We start from the raw sequence: 21,781 nt of genomic DNA, 5'->3' as shown, positions 1-21,781 counted from the left end.
CGAGCACGATCCTGGCGGCAAGGTCCGCCTGCGGCTCGGGGAGGCGTGCGCGGCGATGTCGTCATCAGCGCCGACGGCAAACACCGCCAGATCATGCGGCGCTGGCTCGGGGAGACTTTTCCCGAGCGCTACATCGTCTTTATCGGCATGAATCCCTCCACGGCCGACGCCACGGTTGATGACCCGACCTGCGCTCGCGAATGGACCTTCGCCCGCCGCGAGGGCTTCGAGGCCATGGTCAAGTGCAATGTCGGCGACTATCGGGCGACAGACCCCAAGGCCCTGCTGCAGCCTGGGGTTGAGGCCGTGTCCGCCGCCAATTTGCCAGCTATTCGCAGGGCCGCGGCCGGAGCCGAGAAAATCGTGCTTTGCCATGGCAAGCTCAACAAGGCGCTAGCCCCAGCCGGTCGCGAACTTGTCGATGCCTTGCGCGCAGACGGGCGTGAACTGTGGTGCTTCGGCATCAATGCCGATGGATCGCCAAAGCACCCGCTTTATTTACGCGCCGATACGCCGCTGATGCGGTATCAACCCTAGACCGCAGCGGAACTTCGTTTTCGACGCGGCGTTAGGGCAGCGGATTTTACGGGACTGATCTATATGCGCGGAACGGTTTTGGCGGTCGTCGCTCTCTCTGCAATCAGCCAGCCTGTTTTTGCCGCCGATCAGAATGTTTTCGGTTTTGCCGGTCGTTTTACCGACCGCTTCATCGAGCATGCGCTCTTTCCGTTCACTGCTTCTTATGAGGACAATTACATCCTCGGCGCCGGCTATCAGATGTTTTTTCTGGGCGAGGACGGCGGGTTGAAGCTTGGTGCTGAAGTGGGCACGGCTTTGCGTATCGGGTCCCCGGTATCTCCGGCGAAGTCTGGGTGGGGCCAGTGCTTCGCTACGACGGCCTGATCGTCACCGACAACGTCAAATTCTCCGCGGCGATCACTGGCGGCCTTTCTTATGCCACCGATCCGATCGGCATCGAGGCTGAGCGCGAGATCGAGAACAACGGCGATTCGTCTTTGCTGTTCTACATGGCGCCTGAACTTTCGGTGTCGTTTGCCGAACATCCAGATACCGAATTTTTCCTCCGCCTGCAGCACCGGTCCGGTGGCTGGAAAACCCTCGGCAATTTCCAGGACAGCGCCAATGCCGTGAGCCTCGGGGTCCGTCAGTCGTTCTAGTTTAGCCCACGAGAAAGAAAGTCCGCGCCACCGTGTGATCGCGCAGTGCCTGGGCCGGTAGTTTGCCGGTCAGCGCTGCCACGACGTTCGCTACATCCCTGTCTGCACTGGCATCCACCACCACTCGCGAGAAGGCCGGGCGCATGTTGCGCCGAACTTCTTCGGTCAGATTATAAAGCTGCGCCCGTATATCGGTTTGCGCGGCGCAGGCTGGGCAGGTGTCGCCATCGGCGTGGCCATGACCGGTATTTGCGGCCAAGCGGAGCAGGGCGGTGTCCGGCGAAAGCGGCACCAGCTGGTTGGGCATCGTGATCAGGGTGACGGGGATCATTTCTGTCACTACGCCGCCGCCACGCGGCCGGGCACATAGTTAAGGATCGGTCCGAGCCAGCGCTCGACTTCTTCAATGGCCATGCCCTTGCGGCGCGCGTAGTCTTCGACCTGATCCTGCTCGACCTTGGCAACGCCGAAATAATAGCTGTCCGGGTGACTGAAATAGAGGCCCGACACAGACGAGCCGGGCCACATGGCGTAGCTTTCCGTCAGCGTCACGCCGACGGCGTTTTCCGCGTCGAGAAGCCTGAACAGCGTTGTCTTTTCCGTGTGATCGGGCTGCGCGGGATAGCCGGGGGCAGGGCGGATGCCTTGGTAGCGTTCTTCGCTCAGCTCAGACACGGCAAAGGTCTCGTCCGCGGCATAGCCCCAAAGTTCCTTCCGGACCTTTTGGTGCATCATTTCGGCCATGGCTTCGGCGTAGCGGTCGGCCAGGGCTTTGACGAGGATCGAGGAATAGTCGTCGTTGGCGCGCTCGAAGCGTTCGGCGATCGCCACTTCTTCAAGGCCCGCGGTGACGACGAAGCCGCCGAGGTAGTCCGGTGTGCCGACTGGCGCCACGAAATCGCTCAAGGCCATGTTGGGCTTGCCGTCGCGCTTGCTCAGCTGCTGGCGGAGGGTGAACAGGGTTGCCAGTTCAACGGAACGATCTTCGCCGGTAAACAGTCGCACGTCGTCGCCGACGGCGTTGGCGGGCCAGAAGCCGACGACGGCCTTAGGGGCAAACCATTTCTCGTCAATCACCTGCGCCAGCATGGCCTGCGCATCGGCCCACAGAGCGCGGGCGGCTTCGCCTTGTTTTTCGTCTTCGAGGATGGCGGGAAAGCGGCCTTTTAGCTCCCAGGTTTGGAAGAAGGGGGTCCAGTCGATATAGGTGGCGATTTCGGCGAGATCGAAATCGGTGAACACGCGTGTACCCAAGAAGGTCGGCTTTGTTGCCTTGAATGAAGACCAGTCTGGTTTGAACGCGTTGGCTCGCGCCACCGACAGCGGCAATCGCTTCTTCTCAGCCTCGGCACGCTCGTGCGCTGCTGCGGCTTTGGCATATTCGGCTTTAACGCCCTCGATAAACGTCACCTTGGTGTCGTCGGACAGCAGGTTGGACACCACGCCGACGGCGCGGCTGGCGTCGTTGACGTGGACGGTCTGGCCGCGATGGTAGCGTGGGTGGATCTTGACGGCGGTGTGCACGCGGCTGGTGGTGGCGCCACCGATCAGCAGCGGGATGTCGAAGCCCTCGCGTTCGAGCTCGGCGGCAACATGGACCATTTCGTCGAGGGACGGCGTGATCAGGCCCGATAGACCGATGATGTCGACGTTTTCCGCCTTGGCGGTCTCGAGGATTTTCTGGCTCGGCACCATGACGCCGAGGTCGATGATCTCGTAATTGTTGCAGGCGAGAACGACGCCAACGATGTTCTTGCCGATGTCGTGGACGTCGCCCTTGACGGTGGCCATCAAGACCTTGCCGGCGCTCTGGCGGCCGGAGGCGTCGCCATTGAGGCGCTTTTCTTCTTCCATGAACGGCATGAGGTAGGCCACGGCCTGCTTCATGACGCGGGCAGATTTCACCACTTGCGGCAGGAACATCTTGCCTGAGCCGAACAGGTCGCCGACGACGTTCATGCCGGCCATCAGCGGGCCCTCGATCACATGGAGCGGGCGCTCGGAGGCTTTGCGGGCTTCTTCGGTGTCGGCTTCGATGAACTCGGTAAGGCCGTTGACGAGCGCATGGGTGATGCGGTCATTGACCGGAAGCTCGCGCCATCTCGTGTCCTTACCCTTGGCTTCGCCGCCGGCCTGGCCTTTGTAGCGTTCGGCCAATTCCAGCATGCGATCGGTCGCGTCGGCGCGACGGTTGAGGATCACGTCCTCGCAGGCATCACGCAGTTCCCGGTCGATGGTCTCGTAGACGGCGAGCTGGCCGGCATTGACGATGCCCATGTCCATGCCGTTCTGGATGGCATAGTAGAGGAAGACGGCGTGCATGGCCTCGCGCACCGGCTCGTTGCCGCGGAACGAGAAGCTGAGGTTCGAGATGCCGCCCGAGATGTGCACATGCGGCAGTTGCCCGGTGATCTCCTTGGTCGCCTCGATGAAGTCGACGCCGTAATTGTTGTGCTCTTCGATACCGGTGGCCACGGCGAAGACGTTGGGATCGAAGATGATGTCCTCGGGCGGGAAGCCGACGACTTCAGTCAGGATCTTGTAGGCACGAGCGCAAATCTCGACCTTGCGCGCCTTAGTGTCGGCCTGTCCGGTTTCGTCGAAGGCCATGACCACGACGGCCGCGCCATAGGCTTTCACAAGCCTGGCGTAGCGGATGAACGATTCTTCGCCTTCCTTGAGCGAGATCGAATTGACCAGGGCTTTGCCCTGAACGCACTTCAAGCCGGCCTCGATGACCTCCCACTTGGAAGAGTCGATCATCAGCGGCACCTTGGCGATGTCGGGTTCGGCCGCCAGAAGGTTGAGGTAATCGACCATGACCTGCTGGCTGTCGATCAGGCCCTCGTCCATGTTGATGTCGATGACCTGGGCGCCGTTTGCCACCTGGTCACGGGCAACGTCGAGAGCGGCGGTGTAGTCGCCGGCCGTGATCAACTTGCGGAAGCGGGCGGAGCCGGTGACGTTGGTGCGCTCGCCGATGTTGACGAAGGGGATGTCCTTCGTGAGCGTGAATGGTTCAAGGCCGGCGAGGCGCAGGAGACGATCGGCATGCGGCACCGGACGCGGCTTGAAGCGCGCGGCGGTCTGGGCGATGGCGCGGATGTGGTCAGGCGTTGAGCCGCAGCAGCCGCCGACGATGTTCAGCAGCCCATCCTGGGCAAAGCTTTCCAGCTGGCTTGCCATGTCCGAGGGCGTCTCGTCATAGGCCCCCATTTCATTGGGCAGGCCAGCATTCGGATAAGCGCAGATGAAGGTGTCGGCGACCTTCGAGAGTTCGGAAATATGGTCGCGCATCAGGTCGGCGCCGAGCGCGCAATTGAGACCGATCGTGATCGGGTTGGCGTGGCGCACCGAATACCAGAAGGCCGTCGGCGTTTGGCCGGAGAGGGTACGGCCGGAAAGATCTGTAATCGTGCCCGAAATCATGATCGGCACATCGATGCCGCGTTCTTCGAACAGGCGCTGCGCCGCGAAAATGCCGGCCTTGGTGTTGAGCGTGTCGGTAATGGTTTCGAAGAGCAGCAGGTCGGCGCCGGCATCGATCAGTCCAGTGATCGCCTCGCCATAGGCCACGACGAGCTCGTCGAAGCTGATAGCGCGATGTCCGGGATTGTTGACGTCGGTCGACATGGACGACGTCTTGTTGGTTGGCCCGACGGCGCCAGCGACAAACCGCCTGCGCCCGTCCTCGCGCTCGGCGCGGATGGCTGCTCGTCGCGCAACCACGACGCCCTGGTAGTTGATGTCATAGACTGCGCTTTCGCAGGCATAGTCGGCCTGGGCCACGGAGGTCGCCGAAAAGGTATTGGTTTCGACGATGTCGGCGCCGGCCATATAGTAGGCGTAGTGAATGTCTTCGATCTGCTGAGGCTCGGTTAGCACCAAAAGATCATTGTTGCCCTTGAGCGGGTGGCTCCAGTCCTTGAAGCGGTCGCCGCGGAAGTTCTCTTCTTCGAGCCCCAGCCGCTGGATCATCGTGCCCATGGCGCCATCAAGGATCAGGATGCGGTCCTGCATCGCGGCCGTCAGCGCCGCGCGAACCTCGTTCCAATCGGGAATGATCGTATCGGTGGGGGAGGGGCTCATCGCCATCCTCTCTTTCATCAAAGACCGGCGCAGGCACGCGCTCGCCAATCACATAAAGATATCTTTATATCACTTCAAGCCGCGTCTTCATGTTCGCCGCTGGCTAACAGGGTGTGTGAATTAACTCGCGATAAAGCATAAAATTGTTCCTTTCTGTGCACTGCCCATTGTCGCCTCTATGATTCCGCTCGAGTGTTTCTGTTCGAGTAGCGCATACCGTGACGACAACCTGGCGAAGTGCCGTCCGTTTCCTCCTTCTCGGTGCTATCGTTGCACCCATGATCGCAGCCTGTGCGACCGGCGGCGGCCTTGGAGCGACCGTCAAGCGCGGCGCCTTTACCTCAGGCGAGTATGGGGTCGCTGTCTCCCCGCGGGTCACCAATCATCCCAATCCGCCGCGCGGGGGCGGGCGCTATCAGGTGGGAAAACCCTATACTGTCAGAGGGGTTACCTACGTTCCGCAGGAAAATCCGCAAGGCTATTCCGCGACCGGCAAGGCCTCCTGGTACGGCTCGGACTTCCACGGCCGCCAAACCGCGAACGGCGAAATCTTTTCCGCCAATGCCATCACCGGCGCCCACGCAACCCTGCCGCTGCCGTCCTATGTCCGCGTCACCAACCAGGAAAATGGCCGCTCGATCGTCGTTCGCGTCAACGATCGCGGCCCCTATCTTCCCGGCCGGGTCATGGACCTTTCTTACCGTGCTGCGGCGATGCTGGGCTATGTCACCAAGGGTTCTGCTGCGATCAAGGTCGACTATATGGGTCCGGCGCCGCTCGAAGGCGACGACACTCGCACGCTTGTCGCCAGCTATAATGGCCCTGCCGATTTCGACACCGGTGGCAGCCGCACCCAATTTGCCGATGCGGGCGAAAGCAATCGAAGCCTTCTGGGCATGACGCAGAATTTCCTGGGCGGGCTCTTCTCCTATACCACGCCCCAGCAAGCGGACGCGGCGATCGGTAGCGCCCACGCTGCGGTCAATGCCATGGCCGAGGGAAACAGCGAGTTGGCCGCCTGGGCAGCAAGTGTCGATGCCGACCAGCGCGCCGTCCGGATCGGTCTCGGCGTCTACGCCGATCCCGGCAATGCCGCCCTACTGGCTCAACGCTTCGCCTTGCTCGGCGCTGTGCGCGAAGAAGCGGTCACCTATGCCGGAAAGCCTGCAACCCAGCTTACTCTCACACAATTGAAACCTGGCGCCGGCAAAGAAGACGTCTTGAACCTGGCTCGGGAACTTGGCCTCGCCGACATAATCCAATACTAATTAGCTATCCCGGTTCAGGGACAGGGGAGGCGCCAAGTGAGACTGCTGATTGCCATTGCAACACTGCTGGGTCTGGTGGCGCCATCCTTCGCTCAGGCCGATTTTTCGACCAATGCAAAATTTGCGGTTCTGATGGACTACGAGTCCGGCACGGTGATCTTCCAGAAGGACGCCGATGCCCGGCTCGAGCCGGCCAGCATGACCAAGCTGATGACGGTTGCGGTTGTTTTTAACGAGATCCGCGCGGGCCGCCTGAGCTTTGACGACCAGTTTTTCGTTTCCGAAAATGCCTGGCGAACCGGTGGCGCCTCGTCGGGCGGTTCGACCATGTTTGCGGATCTCAATTCGCAGATCCGTGTCGAAGATCTGGTTCGCTCCGTAATCATCCAGTCCGGCAATGATGCGGCCATCGTTTTGGCTGAAGGCATCGCCGGGTCTGAGGGCACATTTGCGCAGATGATGAACGAGTTGGCGCGGCAGATCGGTCTTGACGGGTCGAACTTTACCAATTCGACCGGCCTTCCAGATCCCAACGAATATTCGACGGCGCGGGATCTGGCCGAGCTCGGGCGCTATCTGATCCGCGAGTTTCCGGAATATTACCACTACTTCTCCGAACCGGAGATGGAGTGGAACGGCATCAAGCAGCCCAACCGCAATTCGCTCGTCGAAATGGGCATCGGCGTCGATGGCCTCAAGACCGGGCATACCGAGGCTGCCGGCTATGGTTCGGTAACCTCGACCGACCAGGGCGACCGGCGTCTTGTGGCCGTGGTGCATGGACTGACCTCGATGCGCGAGCGCACCGAAGAGGGCCGCAAACTACTGACCTGGGGCGCGCGGGCTTTTGAACGCTTCACGCCCTATGCAGCGGGCGCTGTCGTTGCCGAAGCCGATGTTTATGGTGGCGAGGCGGCAAAGGTTGGCTTGGTGGGACAGGGTGAGATTGCGCTCTATTTGCCGCGTGGTTCGCGCCAGTGTCTCTCCGCCACCGTCAATTACTCGGGCCCGCTGATGCCGCCCATCGCACAGGGCGATAAAATTGCCGAGCTGCGCGTGTTCTGCAACGATCAGTTGGTGCAATCGGCGCCGCTCTATGCCGCGCAGGACGTGCCGCAGGGCGACCTCGTGCGCCGGGCGACCGATGCGTTGAAACAGCTGGCGCTTGGCTGGCTCTAGGGCGCAGTTTCGGATACCAGAGCGACCATGCTTGAAGCGCCCAGCCGACGTTCCGCCCGATTCATCACCTTTGAAGGGGGTGAAGGCGTGGGCAAATCGACCCAGGTGCGGAGGCTTCTCAACAATCTCGGGCGCCAGTCGATCGACGCGGTGCGCACGAGAGAGCCGGGCGGCACGCCCAAGGCCGAGGCCATCCGGTCCTTTATTCTCCAGGGCCGGTCGGAAGCCTGGGGGCTGGCTCGGAAGCAGTGCTTTTTGCTGCAGCTCGTCTTGACCACGTCCATGAGCTGATCGCGCCCAATCTCGACAAGGGCGTGTGGGTCATTTCGGACCGGTTTTGCGACTCGACCCGCGCTTATCAAGGGCTGACTGGCGGCGTCGATGACCGGCTGATCGATGCGCTCGAGACTTTGGCGCTCGATGGACATACGCCCGATCTGACCATCATCCTCGATATGGATCCGGAGGCCGCTTTCCGCCGCGTGGAGCAGCGCGCGATTGAGGATGGCCTGCAGGCCACCGGCGATCGCTTCGAGAAGGAAGAACTCGACTGGCATCAGCGGCTGCGGCAGAATTTTCTCGATATCGCCCGCGCCAATCCTGACCGATGCAAGGTCATCTCCGCGGAGCAAAGCGAAGAAGCCCTGGAAGCGGCGATCTGGTCGCTGGTAAGCGACCGCTTTCCGGAACTGCAGGGCAGGGCGGCCGAGTGAGCGATCCGAACGCGCTCGAAGGGCTTCCGCTGCCGGAGCAGCGGCAGTCCGCGATCGGTCATGACTTGGCTCGGGGCGCTGTTCTGGCGCAGCTTGCCGAGGGTCGGCTGCCGGGCGCCATCATGCTGCATGGTCCACAGGGCATCGGCAAGGCAACGCTGGCCTTCGAACTCGCTACCGCGATCCTCGTCGCCACCGGCGATGAGCCGCCGCATCGCGTGCATGAGCAGGTTGCGGCGCTGTCGCATCCAAATCTCTCGCTGCTGCGCAGGCGCCCCAAGGACAGCAAGAGCTTTTATTCGGTCATTCGGGTCGAGGACGTGCGCGAGCTGCGCGACGCCCTGCACCATACGCGGGGCAGGGCCGGTCACCGCATCGCAATCCTCGACAGTATCGACGACTGCAATCCGTCGGCGGCCAATGCGCTCCTGAAGACCCTGGAAGAACCACCCACCGAGACCACCTTTTTCCTGATCTCGCATCGTCCGGGTCAGCTCCTGCCGACCATCAAGTCGCGATGCCACAATCTGGCTCTGCGGCCGCTGAGCGAGAACATTTTGCGCTCAGTGGTGACCGCGAGCCTGCCGGATCTCGATGCCGAAACCCTCAGTCGCGCCGTTAGCCTGGCCGGCGGTCGACCGCGTCGCGCTTTCGAAACGCTGGCTCTGGGTGATGCTTCGCCGGTGGCATCGCTTTTGCTGTGGCTGCAACGGCCGGACGCCATGCCGATCAGCGCCCAGTTGCAGCTGGCCGATGCGTTGGGTGCCGATGCGCAGGGGCCGACCATGTCCTTTGCCCGCGAAATTCTTGCCGATTGGATGGTGGCTGAGACGCGCGAGGCCGCGACTGCTTCGGCCGATCGCAGGCGGCTTGCCTCGGCCACCGAGCTATGGGACAAGGCCAATGCTCTGCTTACAGAAGCCGACAGCGTCAATCTCGATATGAAGCAGACGCTTGTCGTGATCTTTGATTCCATTCGCAAGCATTGCGCCCTGTCCACGCCCGCCGAGCCAGCATGACCAAGCCCTTTTACGTCACGACCGCGATCTCCTATCCCAATGGTGCGCCCCATATCGGGCATGCCTATGAGATGATCGCGACCGACGCGATTGCGCGCTGGAAGCGGCTCGAAGGTCGCGAGGTCTATTTCCTCACCGGCACCGACGAGCACGGCATCAAAATGGTGCAGACGGCGGCCAAGGAAGGCATCCCGGTCCGCGAGCTTGCCGACCGAAATGCAGCCGAGTTCCGCAAACTGGCGGCCGAGCTTAACCTTTCCAACGACGACTTCATCCGTACCACCGAGCAACGCCACCATGAGGCGTCGCAGGCGATCTGGCGCAAGATGGAGGCGAGTTCGAACGGCGACATTTTCCAGTCGACCTACAAGGGCTGGTATTCGGTTCGCGACGAGGCCTATTTCGACGAAGACGAGCTGACCGAAAAAGACGGCAAGCGCTTTGCGCCGTCGGGGGCCGAGGTCGAATGGGTGGAAGAGCCGACCTATTTCTTCCGTCTTTCGGCCTATGGCGACAAGCTGCTCGAGCTTTATGAGCAGAACCCCGATTTTATCGCCCCCAAGGAACGCCGCAACGAAATCATCTCCTTCGTCAAAGGCGGGCTGCAGGACCTTTCGATCAGCCGCACCACCTTTGACTGGGGCATTCCGGTGCCGGGTGCCAATGGGCATGTCATGTATGTCTGGGTCGACGCGCTGACCAATTACATCACCGGCGTCGGTTATCCGGACGAGGAGAGCGAGCTCTTCAAGAAATTCTGGCCGGCGGACCTTCATGTTATCGGCAAGGATATCATCCGCTTCCACACCGTTTATTGGCCCGCTTTCCTGATGAGTGCGGGCCTGCCGGTGCAGCATCGCGTCTTTGCGCATGGTTTTTTGACCGTCGACGGGCAGAAGATGAGCAAGTCGCTGGGCAATGTCATCGACCCGTTCGAACTCGTCGAAATGTTCGGCGCGGATGCGGTGCGCTACTTCTTCCTGCGCGAAGTGTCGTTCGGCAATGACGGCGACTATGCCCACGAAAAGCTGGTGAACCGCGTCAATGCCGATCTGGCCAACAACCTGGGCAACCTGGCGCAGCGTTCGCTGTCGATGATCAACAAGAACTGCGACGGCAAGGTGCCAGCCTTTGGGCATGCGACGCCGGCCGATGAGCAGCTCGAAAAGGAAGTGGGCGAAGCGATCCAGACGGCGCAAAAGGCCATGGACGAACAGCTGATCCACGAGGCCACGGGCGCCCTGATCGTTGCGCTGAGTTCTGCCAACAATTACTTTGCCGCGCAGGAGCCCTGGGCGCTTAAAAAGACTGATCCGGAACGCATGGCCACGGTGCTCTATCGCACGGCCGATACGGTGCGCCGCCTGGCTATCCCGATGCTGGCCTTCGTTCCGGCCTCCGCTGCGCGGCTGCTTGAGCAGCTGGCTGTGCCGGAGGAAGATCGCATTCTGCCATTGGCGATCGTGCCGCATCGCCTGCAGCCGGGTACGGAACTGCCGGTGCCGCAGGGCGTTTTCGCGCGGTTGGAAAAGCCGGCGGAATAGATGCTGATCGACAGCCATTGCCATCTGGACTTCGAGGCTTTGTCCGCCGATCTCGACGGCGTCATGGCCCGCGCTGCAGCTGCGGGAGTAACCGGCATGGTGACGATTTCCACAAGGGTAGATAACTTTTCCACCTATGCCGGGATTGCGGAACGCTTCGAGAACGTCTGGTGCTCGGTCGGCACGCATCCGCACAACGCGGATCAGGAATTGCACATCCAGACGGACGACCTAATACGGCTGAGCACCCATCCACGCTGCGTTGCCATCGGTGAAGCAGGCCTCGACTATTTCTACGACAATGCGCCGCGCGAAGCTCAAGCATTGGGCCTGCGCCGCCATATCGCGGCATCTCGGATCACCGGTCTTCCACTGGTTATCCACAGCCGCGCCGCCGACGACGATATGGCGGCGATCCTAGAAGAAGAGGCCGGGCAGGGGCCTTCCCCTTTGTTCTCCACTGCTTTACGGCCGGCATGGATCTCGCGCAGCGGGCTTTGGCTTTGGGTGGCTATGTGTCCTTTTCAGGCATAATCACCTTCAAGAATGCCGAGGAAATCCGCGAGGTCGCCAAGCTCGTGCCCGCCGATCGCTATCTGGTTGAGACCGATGCACCTTATTTGGCGCCGATCCCACATCGCGGACAGTCCAATGAACCGAGCTTTGTCCGGCATACGGCGGAAAAGCTTGCCGAGGCGCGCGGCATCACGCTCGAGCAATTGGGCGCCGAAACGACGGCAAATTTCGGTCGACTGTTTTCCAAGACTGGTTTGAGTTGAGCCATGGCAGCGCCGGACCGGATCATCGCGACCATCCTGGGCTGCGGATCATCCGGTGGCGTGCCGCGGCTCGGCAATGATTGGGGCGCTTGCGATCCCAACGAGATCAGAAATCGTCGGCGTCGCTGTTCGCTGCTGATCGAAGGCTGGACAGATGGCGTGGCCGATCCGACTCGCATCGTCATCGACACGGGCGCTGACCTCCGCGAGCAATTGTTGGATGCGCTTGTCGATCGCGTCGACGCGGTTTTTTACAGCCACGAGCATGCCGATCATACGCATGGCATCGATGACCTTCGGGTCCTGGCGCTTCATAACCGACGCCGGGTCGATGTGTATTTTACGGCCGAATGCGGGGCGCGGTTGCGGGAGGCATTTGGGTACTGTTTTTCGACGCCGCCGGGCAGTTCGTATCCGCCGATCCTCAACGCGCATGAGATTGTCGCCGGGGACACGATTCTGGTCTCAGGGCCCGGTGGCGAGATCGAGATCGGCACCTTCGACATGATCCATGGCGATATACGGTGCCTTGGCTTCCGGGTGGGAAACTTTGCCTACAGTTGCGATCTTTCAGCTTTGCCGAACAGTTCGCTAGACGCGGTGCGCGATCTTGATCTCTGGATCGTCGACGCACTGCGACCAACTCCGCATCCGAGCCATCTAAGCTTGCCCGAGACGCTGGCATTGATCGAACAGATGTCGCCGCGGCAGGCGGTGGTGACAAACATGCACATCGATCTCGATTATGCCGCTACGATCGAGGGAACGCCCGACAATGTCACCGCCGCCTTCGACGGCATGCAGATCGATGTCAAAAGCGGGTCGATTCTCAATATATAAGCATGATGACGGGACTCTCATATCGCATGGCCAATGATGGGCTCACCAGCGAAAAGGTTTTCGACCCAAGGCTTGCTTTGTCAGGGGATTAAACGTGCGGCTTGAACGGTTGGAGTGGGGCGCTTAGTTGTCTGCCAGCATGCAGGGCAGGGCGCTCGACACGGAGGCGACCCGCTAATGGCGACATATTACGTGCTGTATGCGCTCAGACAGGACCTGATCAACCTCGAAATATCCTTCCCATGCGTTGGGCCCGCTTGCACGTTCGGCAGCCGCAAAGATGTCGAAGCCATTCGCGTGGTCAAGGCCGTCAAGCTCTGACCATGTTACTGGGACTGCCACGGTGCCACCCGCACGAGCCCGCGTTGACCAAGGGCAGATAGCGGTGCTGCCTTGGCCGTTGCGGAGGTAATCTAGGAACATTCGGCCTTTCCTTCGGGCCTTGCTCATGTTGGCGACGAACCTTTGCGGTTCCGTCTTGGCGAGCAGTTCCGCAAAGTTCTGGCAGAAGGATTTCACCGCGTTCCAACTAGCTTCCGAACCCAACGGCACGACCACATGCACGCCCTTGCCGCCGGATAGCAGCGGCCATGACGGAAGGCAAAGGGCGCCGAGAATGTCCGGGAACAGCCAGGCGGTTACAGCGTTTGCGGTTGATCAAAGGGAGGCACGGATGGCAGTTCGACCGTATTGGAAGGGGTTCCTCAAGCTTTCCCTTGTGACATGCCCCATTACCCTGACGCCCGCGACCACCGAGGGCGAAAAGGTCAAATTCCACACGCTGAACCGTAAGACCGGCGATCGCATCTACACCCGCTATGTTGATGCCGAGACCGGCAATACCGTCGACAAAGACGATCAGGTCAAAGGCTATGAACGAGCGGAAAACGAATATCTCGTCCTCGAGGATGAGGAGCTCGAATCGGTGCATCTCGAAAGCGTCAAAACGATCGACATCGGCGAGTTCGCACCCCTCGACACCGTCGAATGGACTTACTTCGACACCCCGTACTTCGTGGTCCCCGACGCCGAGATCAGCGAAGAGGCTTTTATCATCATTCGCCAGGCAATGGCCAACAAGGGCGTAGTCGGCCTCTCTCGTCTCACCATCTCCGGAAGGGAGCGTCCAGTGCTGCTGCAGCCCTGGGAAGACGGCATCATTCTTTGGACGCTCCGTTACGGCAACGAGGTCCGTGATGAAGACGAGTATTGGGAAGAGATCGACGACCAGCCGGTCGACAAGAAGATGATGTCGATGGTCGAAAAGCTGATCGCGGATCGGACCGTCGACTGGTCAGATAAGATGGCCAGAGACCCAGTCCAGGACAACATCAAGGAAATCATCAAGGCCAAGGACAAGCCAAAGCCGAAGCGCAAGAAGGCAGCCAAGGACGAAGAGGATGAGGCACCGGCTGCGAGCAATGTCATCGATCTGATGGCTGCGCTCAAGAAGAGCCTGGAATCCAATCCTGATGCGACGCCAAAGAAGAAGCGCGGCAGCTAACTCGCTTTGCGCCGTGCCGGCTTTTCGGCTTCAGCAGCGTCCTTTTTCGCTGGAGCCTTGCGGGTTCGGGGCTTCTTGGTGGCCTTGGCATCATCATTGCCAGCCGACATACGCAGCGCCTCAAGCAGATCGTTCTTCTTGGTCGGCTCAGGACGCTTGAGCGGCACGACCTTGCGGCCCTCGATCTTGGCTTTGACGAGCTCCGCAAGCGCTTCCTCGTAGCGGTCTTCAAACTTCTCAGGATCGAACTTGCCAGCCTTTGTGGTGAGGATGTGCTCAGCCAGTTCAAGCATTTCCTGATCGATCTTGAGCTTGGGAATGTCCTTAAACACCTGCTTGGACGATCGCACTTCGTAGTCGAAGTTGAGGGTTGTGGCGATCAAACCCTTCTTGTGTGCACGGATGAGAACCGGCCGCAGGCGTCGGAACAGGACGGTATGCGCGATGGCGGCTGCTTTGCCCTTCCGCAGGGCTTCCCGGACCAGCACAAATGCCTCTGCGGAAGCATCGGACGTAGGAAGCAGGTAATAGGGCTTGTCGAAAAAGGTGGTCTCGATCTCGCTGCAGGTGATGAAGTTGTCGACCTTAAGCACCTTGTCGCTGTCCGGAACGGCGGCAGCAATTTCTTCTGGTTCCAATACGACGTAATGGCCGGCACTGGTTTCGTAGCCCTTGACCTGGTCCTCGCGCTCCACGGGCTTATCGGTCTTCTCGTCCACATAGATGCGCTTCAGCCGATTGCCTGTTTCCCGGTTTACGAGGTTCAGGGAGATACGGTCCGATGTCGTGGCCGCGGTGTACATTTTGACCGGACAGGTGATTTCCGCGATCTTGATAACGCCTGACCAAACAGCGCGATGTGCCATGACAAACCTCCATGTGACTCGTGAACGTGGCCTTCGCGTTGGCGTTCCAAGATCGTTGGGCTGGATTGACATTGCTCCTAGTGGCAAATGCGCTTGATACGCTGTTAGGGTACGCTGCCGTCAACTCGTCGCGATGGAAGCCAGCCATTTTGTGAGTTCTCGTCGCCAGTCATGAATCCCGAAAAAAACCAACAAGACTGGAAGTTCTAAAACACAAAAGTTCCATAATATATATTATGCGAACGATTGGTGTGCGGTGATGACGAGCATTGTAGCCCCTATATGTTCGTGCTGGATAAGATGCGCCCAGCGATTCCTTCCAACCAAGGTCAGACCATGCAGCCGTCTCGCGATATTTCCCGCCTGATCGAGATCATGGCGGCGTTGCGCAATCCTGTCGGTGGATGCGCGTGGGATCTGGAGCAGGATTTCCGTTCGATCCGGAACTACACGATCGAGGAAGCCTATGAAGTGGCCGACGCGATAGAGCGCGAGGATTTTGCGGATCTGCGCGAAGAGCTCGGCGACTTGCTGCTGCAACCGATCTTTCACGCGCAGATGGCAAAGGAAGCTGGGCACTTCGATATCGGTGATGTCGTTTATGCGATTACCGAGAAGCTGATCCGCCGGCATCCGCATGTGTTTGGCGACGTCGTTGCCGATGGTGCCAGCGACGCGCAGGACCGGTGGGAAGCGATCAAGGTCAAGGAGCGTGCTGCCAAGGCCGAGCGCAAGGGCGATGCCGAACCGTCTGTGCTGGACGACGTGCCGCAAGTGCTCCCTGCCCTTGCCCGGGCCGAGAAATTGACCAAGCGGGCGGCCAAGGTCGGCTTCGATTGGCCGGACTTGCCAGCGGTGCGCGCCAAGATCGAAGAAGAGCTGGCGGAAGTTGGCGAGGTGGAAAACGCTGGCGACCATGCGGCGCTCGAGGAAGAGATTGGCGATCTTCTCTTTGCCGTGGCAAACCTCGCCCGCAAGGCCGGCGTCGACCCGGAAGCGGCGCTGCGCAACGCCAACAGCAAGTTCACGCGCCGCTTTCATTATGTCGAGGCGCGCTGCCGCGAGGACAATATCGATCCGGCCGACGCCGGTCTCGAGCGTCTCGACGGTTACTGGAACGAAATCCGGGCCCGCGACAAGGCCTAGCTTTCGACGCCCTCGATGCGGCCGTTGAAGCGCTCGAGAAATTCCGTCTTGTGCCGCGGATCGACGCGAACGACGAAGCCGGAGCCTTGTTCGGTCGGCTCATCGCGCGAGATGACTTCCGCGTGGCTATGAAGCCAGCCGATGTCCGATCCGGCGCTGTGCGGCACGTGCACCTGATAGGTACGGCTTTGTTCGCCCAGCGTTTTCTCGATCAGCAGCAGCAGGTCTTCGACGCCTTGCCCGGTGACCGCTGATACCGGCATGGCGGCGGCAACGCGGCCGACGGGCGAAGCGCTCGCCAGAGCCTGACCCTGATCGCCAAGGAGGTCGATCTTGTTCCAGACTTCGACGATCGGCGTCGTTTCGCCCGAGACGCCGAGTTCTTCAAGAACCTTGAGGACATCGTGGCCCTGGGCCAGGTTGTCGGGATTGGCGATATCGCGAACGTGGAGGATGATGTCGGCGTCGGTGACTTCTTCGAGCGTTGCGCGGAAGGCGGCGACAAGATCGTGCGGTAGATCGGCCACGAAGCCCACCGTGTCGCTGAGCATGACTTCGCGGCCATGCGGCAGCGTGATCTTGCGGACCGTGGTGTCCAGCGTTGCGAAGAGAAGATCCTCGGCGAAGACCCCTGCCCCGGTCAGCCGGTTGAAGAGGCTCGACTTGCCGGCATTGGTGTAGCCGACGAGCGCCACAACCGGGATGGCGGCTCGGGTGCGCTGTGCACGCTGCTGGGCGCGTGTCTTTTTGACCTTATCGAGGCGATCTTCGAGCAGGACGATGCGGTCGGTGATCTGGCGCCGATCGCTTTCGATCTGCGTTTCGCCAGGGCCGCCCATGAAGCCAGTGCCACCGCTGCCGCGTTGTCGTTCGAGGTGGGTCCAGGAGCGGACGAGCCGGCCCTTTTGATAATTGAGATGCGCGAGTTCGACCTGCAGAACGCCTTCGCGAGTGGCGGCGCGTTCACCAAAAATTTCTAGGATCAGCGCGGTGCGATCCAGCACTTTCGTGCCGGTTTCGCGCTCGAGGTTGCGCTGTTGGATCGGAGTCAGCGGCGCGTCGACCAGCAACAGGTCGAGCTTGTCGGATTTTACCCGGTCGGCAATGGTCTGCACCTGACCGCCGCCGAGATAGGTCGCTGGGCGGACTTCGCGGACGCGGAGTACTTCGGAGAAAATGACGTCGAGATGGATCGCTTCGGCCAAGCCTTCGAACTCGGCCTGACGCGCCTCGATGCTGTGCGAGGACAGATTGCCGCGAACATCCGGGCAGATGAGGCCGACCCGGGTCGGCTGTTCCTGTCTGTCGATATAGGGCTTGGGGCCACCGGCGTGGTGGCCATCTTCCTCGTCAAAATCGTCCATATGATCCGTCAGTCGTGGTCTTGGTTTTGCTCGGGGTCGAACAACTGGATCGGCGCGCCAGGCATGATGGTAGAAATGGCGTGCTTGTAGACAAGTTGCGACTGAGCATCGCGACGCAGCAGCAGACAGAAATTATCGAACCAGGTGATCACGCCCTGAAGCTTGACGCCGTTGACCAGAAAAATGGTCACCGGCACCTTCTGCTTGCGGACGTGATTGAGAAAGGAATCCTGCAGATTTTGCTGTTTTTCAGCGGGCATTTTGGCCTCGTTTTCGCGGCATTGATTGTCGCTGTTTTCGTCGCAATCGCTTGCGCCCGGGCGGAGAGAACTGCCGCCCAGTCCCTAACGTCCGGAATTATCATATGTAATGGAGTATGGCACACCTGCCCCGGGCTGCCTACCCGCGCCAGGCGCATGGCTCCAAGCTATTTTCATCCCGGTTTTCAGAGGCCCAAGGACTTGATCTTGCGGTGCAATGCGCTGCGCTCCATGCCTACAAATTCTGCGGTCTTGGAGATATTGCCACCGAAGCGCTCGATCTGCGCCAAGAGGTATTGCCGCTCGAAAACTTCGCGCGCGTCACGAAGCGGCAGACTCATGAGGTGAGCGGAGGCGTCGGTGTCGCCCACCGTTGGCAGCACTTCGCCGATGTCCGAGGGGAGCATCGGCGCAGTGATGACGCCGTTTTTTTCGGCTGCTGATCCTTCATCAGGATCAGGAGGCGCTCGATGGAGTTGCGGAGTTGGCGAGCATTGCCCGGCCATTCCTGCGCCTGCAGCACGGCCATGGCGTCGTCGCCGATGGTGACGCGCTGCAGATTGTGCATGCGGCAGACCTGCTCGATGAAGACCTGCACCAGCGGCGGCACGTCCTCGCGGCGCTCGCGCAGGGGCGTCAGGGGCAGCGGCACGATGGAGAGCCGGTGGAAGAGGTCGGAGCGGAATTCGCCGGCTTCGATCTGCGAGGCAACGTTCTGCGAGCTCGAAGCGATGATGCGGACATCGATCGGCACGGCTTGGGTGCCGCCGACGCGATTAAAACGGTTCTCGACCAGGGTGCGCAACAACGTGGTCTGCACCTGCTGCGGCAGGGTGGTGACTTCCGAGAGGTAGAGCGTGCCGCCATGGGCGCGTTCGAGGGCGCCGACCTCGACCTTGAGCAGGCCGTTTTTCTCGCGGGCTTCGCGGCCGAAGAGGACAACGGAGACTTCGTCCGGTGCATAGAGCGAGGCGTTGATCTCGACGAAGGGCGCGTTGGTACGCGGGCTGCGCTGGTGGATGAGGCGGGCGACAAGCCCCTTCCCTGCGCCAGACGGGCCGGAGATGAAGATGCGTGAATTGGTGGGCGCCGACTTGTCGATGACGCCGCGAACTTGCTGCAGCGCCGGCGAATTGCCAACCATTTCCGAGCTTTTGCTGGCGGCCCTTTCCTTGAGCTCGGCGACTTCGGTGCGAAGGCGCGTAGCTTCCATGGCGCGCTGCGTGATGTGGAGCAGGCGGTCGATCTTGAACGGCTTTTCAATATAGTCGTAGGCGCCGCGGCGGATGGCCGAGACGGCGGTCTCGACATTGCCGTGACCGGAAATCATCACCACCGGCATGTCCGGGTGCTGGCTCTGGAAGACGTCGAGCAGTTGCAGACCGTCGAGGCGGGAGCCTTGCATCCAGATGTCGAGGAACACCAGGGTCGGACGGCGGCGCGCGATTTCGTTAAGGCCGCTATCGGCGTCATGCGCCCGGCGGGTTTCGAAGCCTTCGTCCTCGAGAATGCCCGCGATCAGGTCGCGGATATCGTCCTCGTCGTCGATAATCAGAATGTCCAGTGCCATTAGTAACGCACAATCGCAGCGAGCCGCGATTCCTCCTGGTGGGGTTGGTTTTCGGGAGCCGCGGGGCCCTCGTCATTGGTCGCCGTCTTCGCGGGAGACTGCAAAGGCAGGGTGAAGGTGACGCAGGCGCCGACGCGGCCCGTCTCGTCGGGCTCGGCATCGATCAGTTCGACGATGCCGCCATGTTGCTCGATGATGCGGGCGACGATGGCGAGACCAAGGCCCGTGCCTTTGTCGCGTGTGGTCATATAGGGCTCAAGCAGGCGCTGACGGTTTTCCTTGGGCCAGCCCTTGCCGTTGTCGGAGATCGAGACGCGGGCGGCGTTGCCTTCGTCATGGGCTTCGACGGTGATGGTCGGTTGCCAATCGGGTGACATCTGGACGTCTTCGAAGGCCTCGACGGCGTTCTTGATCAGGTTGGTGAGCGACTGCGCGATGAGGCGGTTGTCGAACCACGCGTAAATGTTTTCTTCCGGTAGCTGGGTGACGACCTGGACTTCGGGCAGGCGCACGCTTTCGAGGAACACGGCCTGGCGAATTGTGTCGCTGAGATCGGCGATCTCCGGCGCTGATTCCGGCATGCGCGCAAAGGCGGAAAATTCGTCGACCATGCGGCCGATGTCGCCGACCTGACGCACGATGGTGTTGATGCATTTGTCGAAGACTTCGCGATCGTCCTCGAGCTTGCTGCCGTAGCGGCGGCGGAGGCGTTCGGCGGAAAGCTGGATAGGGGTCAGCGGGTTCTTGATCTCGTGGGCGATGCGACGGGCGACGTCAGCCCAGGCGCTGGTGCGCTGTGCCGATTCGAGATCGGTGATGTCATCGAAGGTCAGCACATAGCCTTTGGATTCGGTGATCGAGCCTTCGCGGGTGAGCTGCACCTGGTAGATACGGCGGTCGGTTTCGTTGCCGAGCTGGATCTGGTCGCGCACCTGGCCGCGGCGGGCGGAGCGGGCCTTTTCCATGGTTGGCGCGATCTCGGGCATGATGATTTCCATGCGTTCGCCCATCAGCTCGATTTCGGTGCGGCCCAGCATTTCGCAGGCGCGCGCATTGACCAGGGTGATGGCACCGAAGGGATCGAGACCGATGATGCCGGCGGACACGCCTTCCACCACGGCTTCGGTGAACTGGCGGCGCTTTTCGTTGACCTCATTGGCCTTGAGCAGTTCTTCGCGCTGGCTGCGCAGCTGTAGCGTCATGCGGTTGAAGCCATTGGAGAGATCGCGCAGATCGCCCCTGCCCTCCTGCACCGGAACCTGCACATTGAGGTCGCCGCCGCTGACCCGGCGCGAGGCAACCATGAGGTTTCGGATGGGGTCGACGAAGCGGTTCGCAAGCGCGATGCCGATCCAGAGAGCCGCCAGAAGCAACACCACGGCCAGACCGACATACATAATGGTGAAGGTGATTTGGAAGACGAGCCGGTTTGACGCGTATTCGCGATATTCTGTTATATTTTCGTCGGTTAGCCGCATGTATTGAAGCACTTCGGCATCGACGGGACGGGCGACGAAGAGGAAAAGGTCGTCGTAGCCGCGGAGCTTTACGACGGAACCCACGAGGTTGGTCGTGCCCGGCGCGATAGCGGTTGGGATGCCTTCCACCACGCCCTGGGTGATGTTCTCCGGAAGCTTGGGATAAGTGCCGGCGACGTTGATCTGCGCACGGATGATGGTTTCGCCGGTGGAATTGATCAGCGATGTAAAGGGCAGCGAGCGGGTCACCGCCAGCGCTGTCAGGATGCGGCCAAAACGGTCGGGGTCGCTTTGATAAGTTGCCAGCGCTTGTTCGAGCTCAGTGGCGACCCAGATGATGTCGTCGCGCAGCACCTGGGCATGTTCGAGCATGTAGGAGCGCGCAACGAGACGTGAGCTTTCCACCATAGCGCGCGTGCGGTCCGAGAACCACTGATCGAGGCCCTGGTTCAAGGCAATGGTGGCAATGACGGCCACCAAGGCCGCGGGAACGGCAGCGACGAAGGCGAACATGGCCACCATGCGCACCTGCAGCCCTGCCCCGGCTGGCGCTTGATGCGCGCCTGGATCAACAGCACGGCTTCGGTGACGACCAGGGCGAACACCAGAAGGACCAGGATACCGGTGACGATCCAGATGATCGTCCAGACCTCGGTCGACGGCTCGATGTTGGTGAACCCGGAAAGGATCAGGAAGGACAGCGACGACATCAACACCGAGGCGAAGACGACGACGAAGCCCAAAACGCGCAAGGACTGGTGCTGGCCGAAGTGCAGCAAGGAACGCGCCGGCCGCTTTTCAGCCGTGCGATCTTCCATGCTCGTCTCGTTGGAGACCAGATCGGTCATGCGCCCCCTAGAACTGCCTCGCTCTTCCGCCCGGCCTGCAGCCAGTGGCGGAACACAAAGCGTGGCCTAATTCGGCTGACCCTTCAAGATAAATGTTGCCAAAATGTGACACTGGTATGTGACAGGCTCTTTAGAA

At 60.8% G+C, this 21,781-nt stretch carries 20 protein-coding genes and 2 pseudogenes; 13 read left to right on the top strand and 9 right to left on the bottom strand.

What is annotated here, in order from left to right; translation table 11 throughout:
* Positions 1–45: 45 nt before the first annotated feature.
* The 3 genes from G5575_RS08150 (at position 46) to G5575_RS08140 (ending at position 1,178) form a co-directional block, all read left to right on the top strand.
* Positions 46–537, top strand: a complete 492-nt coding sequence (locus G5575_RS08150; RefSeq protein ID WP_164533905.1) for a DUF1643 domain-containing protein — start codon at positions 46–48, stop codon at positions 535–537.
* Between the two features lie 63 nt (positions 538–600).
* Positions 601–903 (top strand): hypothetical protein, encoded by a 303-nt coding sequence (locus tag G5575_RS08145; RefSeq protein WP_164533904.1) that lies wholly within the window; start codon positions 601–603, stop codon positions 901–903.
* On the top strand, positions 882–1,178 hold the full coding sequence (locus tag G5575_RS08140; protein WP_164533903.1) for a hypothetical protein: 297 nt from the start codon (positions 882–884) through the stop codon (positions 1,176–1,178). Before G5575_RS08145 ends, G5575_RS08140 begins: the two co-directional genes overlap by 22 nt.
* Position 1,179: 1 nt before the next feature.
* Here the strand turns inward: G5575_RS08140 and G5575_RS08135 are convergent, their stop codons facing one another.
* Entirely contained in the window at positions 1,180–1,509 is a 330-nt protein-coding gene (locus G5575_RS08135) for a hypothetical protein (protein WP_164533902.1), read from the bottom strand.
* An 8-nt stretch (positions 1,510–1,517) separates the two neighbouring features.
* Positions 1,518–5,267, bottom strand: coding sequence for a methionine synthase (metH, locus tag G5575_RS08130; RefSeq protein ID WP_235935887.1), 3,750 nt, complete (start codon positions 5,265–5,267; stop codon positions 1,518–1,520).
* 278 nt (positions 5,268–5,545) lie between these two features.
* On the opposite strand from metH, the gene G5575_RS08125 reads away from it, so the two are divergent.
* The 8 genes and pseudogenes from G5575_RS08125 (at position 5,546) to G5575_RS08095 (ending at position 12,609) form a co-directional block, all read left to right on the top strand.
* Complete coding sequence (locus tag G5575_RS08125; RefSeq protein ID WP_164533900.1) at positions 5,546–6,535, top strand: septal ring lytic transglycosylase RlpA family protein; 990 nt, start codon at positions 5,546–5,548, stop codon at positions 6,533–6,535.
* Between the two features lie 36 nt (positions 6,536–6,571).
* On the top strand, positions 6,572–7,714 hold the full coding sequence (locus tag G5575_RS08120) for a D-alanyl-D-alanine carboxypeptidase family protein (RefSeq protein ID WP_328765935.1): 1,143 nt from the start codon (positions 6,572–6,574) through the stop codon (positions 7,712–7,714).
* Positions 7,715–7,741: 27 nt separating this feature from the next.
* A complete protein-coding gene (locus tag G5575_RS21665; RefSeq protein WP_328765934.1) occupies positions 7,742–8,005 on the top strand; it encodes a dTMP kinase in 264 nt (87 codons plus the stop codon).
* On the top strand, positions 7,963–8,427 hold the full coding sequence (gene tmk, locus G5575_RS08115) for a dTMP kinase (RefSeq protein ID WP_328765933.1): 465 nt from the start codon (positions 7,963–7,965) through the stop codon (positions 8,425–8,427). The genes G5575_RS21665 and tmk overlap by 43 nt, the downstream gene beginning before the upstream one ends.
* Positions 8,424–9,446 (top strand): AAA family ATPase, encoded by a 1,023-nt coding sequence (locus G5575_RS08110; protein WP_164533899.1) that lies wholly within the window; start codon positions 8,424–8,426, stop codon positions 9,444–9,446. The genes tmk and G5575_RS08110 overlap by 4 nt, the downstream gene beginning before the upstream one ends.
* Positions 9,443–10,990 carry a methionine--tRNA ligase gene (metG, locus tag G5575_RS08105; protein ID WP_164533898.1) on the top strand — a complete coding sequence of 516 codons (1,548 nt, stop codon included), beginning with the start codon at positions 9,443–9,445 and terminating at the stop codon, positions 10,988–10,990. Before G5575_RS08110 ends, metG begins: the two co-directional genes overlap by 4 nt.
* A pseudogene (locus G5575_RS08100) lies at positions 10,991–11,769 on the top strand (TatD family hydrolase).
* Between the two features lie 3 nt (positions 11,770–11,772).
* On the top strand, positions 11,773–12,609 hold the full coding sequence (locus G5575_RS08095) for an MBL fold metallo-hydrolase (RefSeq protein WP_164533897.1): 837 nt from the start codon (positions 11,773–11,775) through the stop codon (positions 12,607–12,609).
* 174 nt (positions 12,610–12,783) lie between these two features.
* Here G5575_RS08095 and ligD read toward each other — a convergent pair whose 3' ends face one another.
* Complete coding sequence (gene ligD, locus G5575_RS21660; RefSeq protein WP_407924855.1) at positions 12,784–13,194, bottom strand: non-homologous end-joining DNA ligase LigD; 411 nt, start codon at positions 13,192–13,194, stop codon at positions 12,784–12,786.
* A gap of 88 nt (positions 13,195–13,282) precedes the next feature.
* Here ligD and ku (G5575_RS08090) point away from each other — a divergent pair, with 88 nt between their 5' ends.
* Positions 13,283–14,113, top strand: coding sequence for a non-homologous end joining protein Ku (ku, locus tag G5575_RS08090; protein WP_164533896.1), 831 nt, complete (start codon positions 13,283–13,285; stop codon positions 14,111–14,113).
* Here the strand turns inward: ku (G5575_RS08090) and ku (G5575_RS08085) are convergent.
* Positions 14,110–14,979, bottom strand: coding sequence for a non-homologous end joining protein Ku (gene ku / locus G5575_RS08085; protein ID WP_164533895.1), 870 nt, complete (start codon positions 14,977–14,979; stop codon positions 14,110–14,112). The two genes, ku (G5575_RS08090) and ku (G5575_RS08085), sit on opposite strands and share 4 nt — an antisense overlap.
* A gap of 336 nt (positions 14,980–15,315) precedes the next feature.
* Here ku (G5575_RS08085) and mazG point away from each other — a divergent pair, with 336 nt between their 5' ends.
* Positions 15,316–16,125, top strand: a complete 810-nt coding sequence (mazG, locus tag G5575_RS08080; protein WP_164533894.1) for a nucleoside triphosphate pyrophosphohydrolase — start codon at positions 15,316–15,318, stop codon at positions 16,123–16,125.
* Here mazG and hflX read toward each other — a convergent pair.
* The 5 genes and pseudogenes from hflX to G5575_RS08055 all read right to left on the bottom strand — a co-directional run bounded on the left by hflX (position 16,122) and on the right by G5575_RS08055 (position 21,645).
* Positions 16,122–17,489 (bottom strand): GTPase HflX, encoded by a 1,368-nt coding sequence (gene hflX / locus G5575_RS08075; protein ID WP_164533893.1) that lies wholly within the window; start codon positions 17,487–17,489, stop codon positions 16,122–16,124. The genes mazG and hflX overlap by 4 nt on opposite strands.
* Positions 17,490–17,497: 8 nt before the next feature.
* On the bottom strand, positions 17,498–17,749 hold the full coding sequence (gene hfq, locus G5575_RS08070) for an RNA chaperone Hfq (protein WP_164533892.1): 252 nt from the start codon (positions 17,747–17,749) through the stop codon (positions 17,498–17,500).
* A 185-nt stretch (positions 17,750–17,934) separates the two neighbouring features.
* Positions 17,935–19,319, bottom strand: a pseudogene (gene ntrX, locus G5575_RS08065) (nitrogen assimilation response regulator NtrX).
* Positions 19,319–21,319 (bottom strand): sensor histidine kinase NtrY-like, encoded by a 2,001-nt coding sequence (locus G5575_RS08060; protein WP_164533891.1) that lies wholly within the window; start codon positions 21,317–21,319, stop codon positions 19,319–19,321. The pseudogene ntrX and the gene G5575_RS08060 overlap by 1 nt, the downstream one beginning before the upstream one ends.
* The gene (locus tag G5575_RS08055) at positions 21,247–21,645 is read right to left on the bottom strand and encodes a hypothetical protein (RefSeq protein ID WP_164533890.1); all 399 of its coding nucleotides are present in this window, start codon (positions 21,643–21,645) and stop codon (positions 21,247–21,249) included. The genes G5575_RS08060 and G5575_RS08055 overlap by 73 nt, the downstream gene beginning before the upstream one ends.
* Positions 21,646–21,781: the final 136 nt, after the last annotated feature.

Origin of the sequence: Devosia aurantiaca, from assembly GCF_011058215.1 — a bacterium.
Taxonomy (GTDB): domain Bacteria; phylum Pseudomonadota; class Alphaproteobacteria; order Rhizobiales; family Devosiaceae; genus Devosia; species Devosia aurantiaca.
Note: the sequence above shows the minus strand (reverse complement) of the source record. Positions and strands in the feature narration are given on the sequence as shown.

Excerpts from the sequence above, each read along its gene's own strand:
- G5575_RS08095 (WP_164533897.1), top strand. The coding sequence starts at position 11,773 with ATGGCAGCGCCGGACCGGATCATCGCGACCATCCTGGGCTGCGGATCA.
- hfq (WP_164533892.1), bottom strand. The coding sequence starts at position 17,749 with ATGCCCGCTGAAAAACAGCAAAATCTGCAGGATTCCTTTCTCAATCAC.
- G5575_RS08060 (WP_164533891.1), bottom strand. The coding sequence starts at position 21,319 with ATGGTGGCCATGTTCGCCTTCGTCGCTGCCGTTCCCGCGGCCTTGGTG.
- G5575_RS08125 (WP_164533900.1), top strand. The coding sequence starts at position 5,546 with ATGATCGCAGCCTGTGCGACCGGCGGCGGCCTTGGAGCGACCGTCAAG.
- metG (WP_164533898.1), top strand. The coding sequence starts at position 9,443 with ATGACCAAGCCCTTTTACGTCACGACCGCGATCTCCTATCCCAATGGT.
- G5575_RS08055 (WP_164533890.1), bottom strand. The coding sequence starts at position 21,645 with ATGACCGATCTGGTCTCCAACGAGACGAGCATGGAAGATCGCACGGCT.
- G5575_RS08145 (WP_164533904.1), top strand. The coding sequence starts at position 601 with ATGCGCGGAACGGTTTTGGCGGTCGTCGCTCTCTCTGCAATCAGCCAG.
- metH (WP_235935887.1), bottom strand. The coding sequence starts at position 5,267 with ATGAGCCCCTCCCCCACCGATACGATCATTCCCGATTGGAACGAGGTT.
- ku (WP_164533896.1), top strand. The coding sequence starts at position 13,283 with ATGGCAGTTCGACCGTATTGGAAGGGGTTCCTCAAGCTTTCCCTTGTG.
- ku (WP_164533895.1), bottom strand. The coding sequence starts at position 14,979 with ATGGCACATCGCGCTGTTTGGTCAGGCGTTATCAAGATCGCGGAAATC.
- mazG (WP_164533894.1), top strand. The coding sequence starts at position 15,316 with ATGCAGCCGTCTCGCGATATTTCCCGCCTGATCGAGATCATGGCGGCG.
- G5575_RS08135 (WP_164533902.1), bottom strand. The coding sequence starts at position 1,509 with ATGATCCCCGTCACCCTGATCACGATGCCCAACCAGCTGGTGCCGCTT.
- hflX (WP_164533893.1), bottom strand. The coding sequence starts at position 17,489 with ATGGACGATTTTGACGAGGAAGATGGCCACCACGCCGGTGGCCCCAAG.
- G5575_RS21665 (WP_328765934.1), top strand. The coding sequence starts at position 7,742 with ATGCTTGAAGCGCCCAGCCGACGTTCCGCCCGATTCATCACCTTTGAA.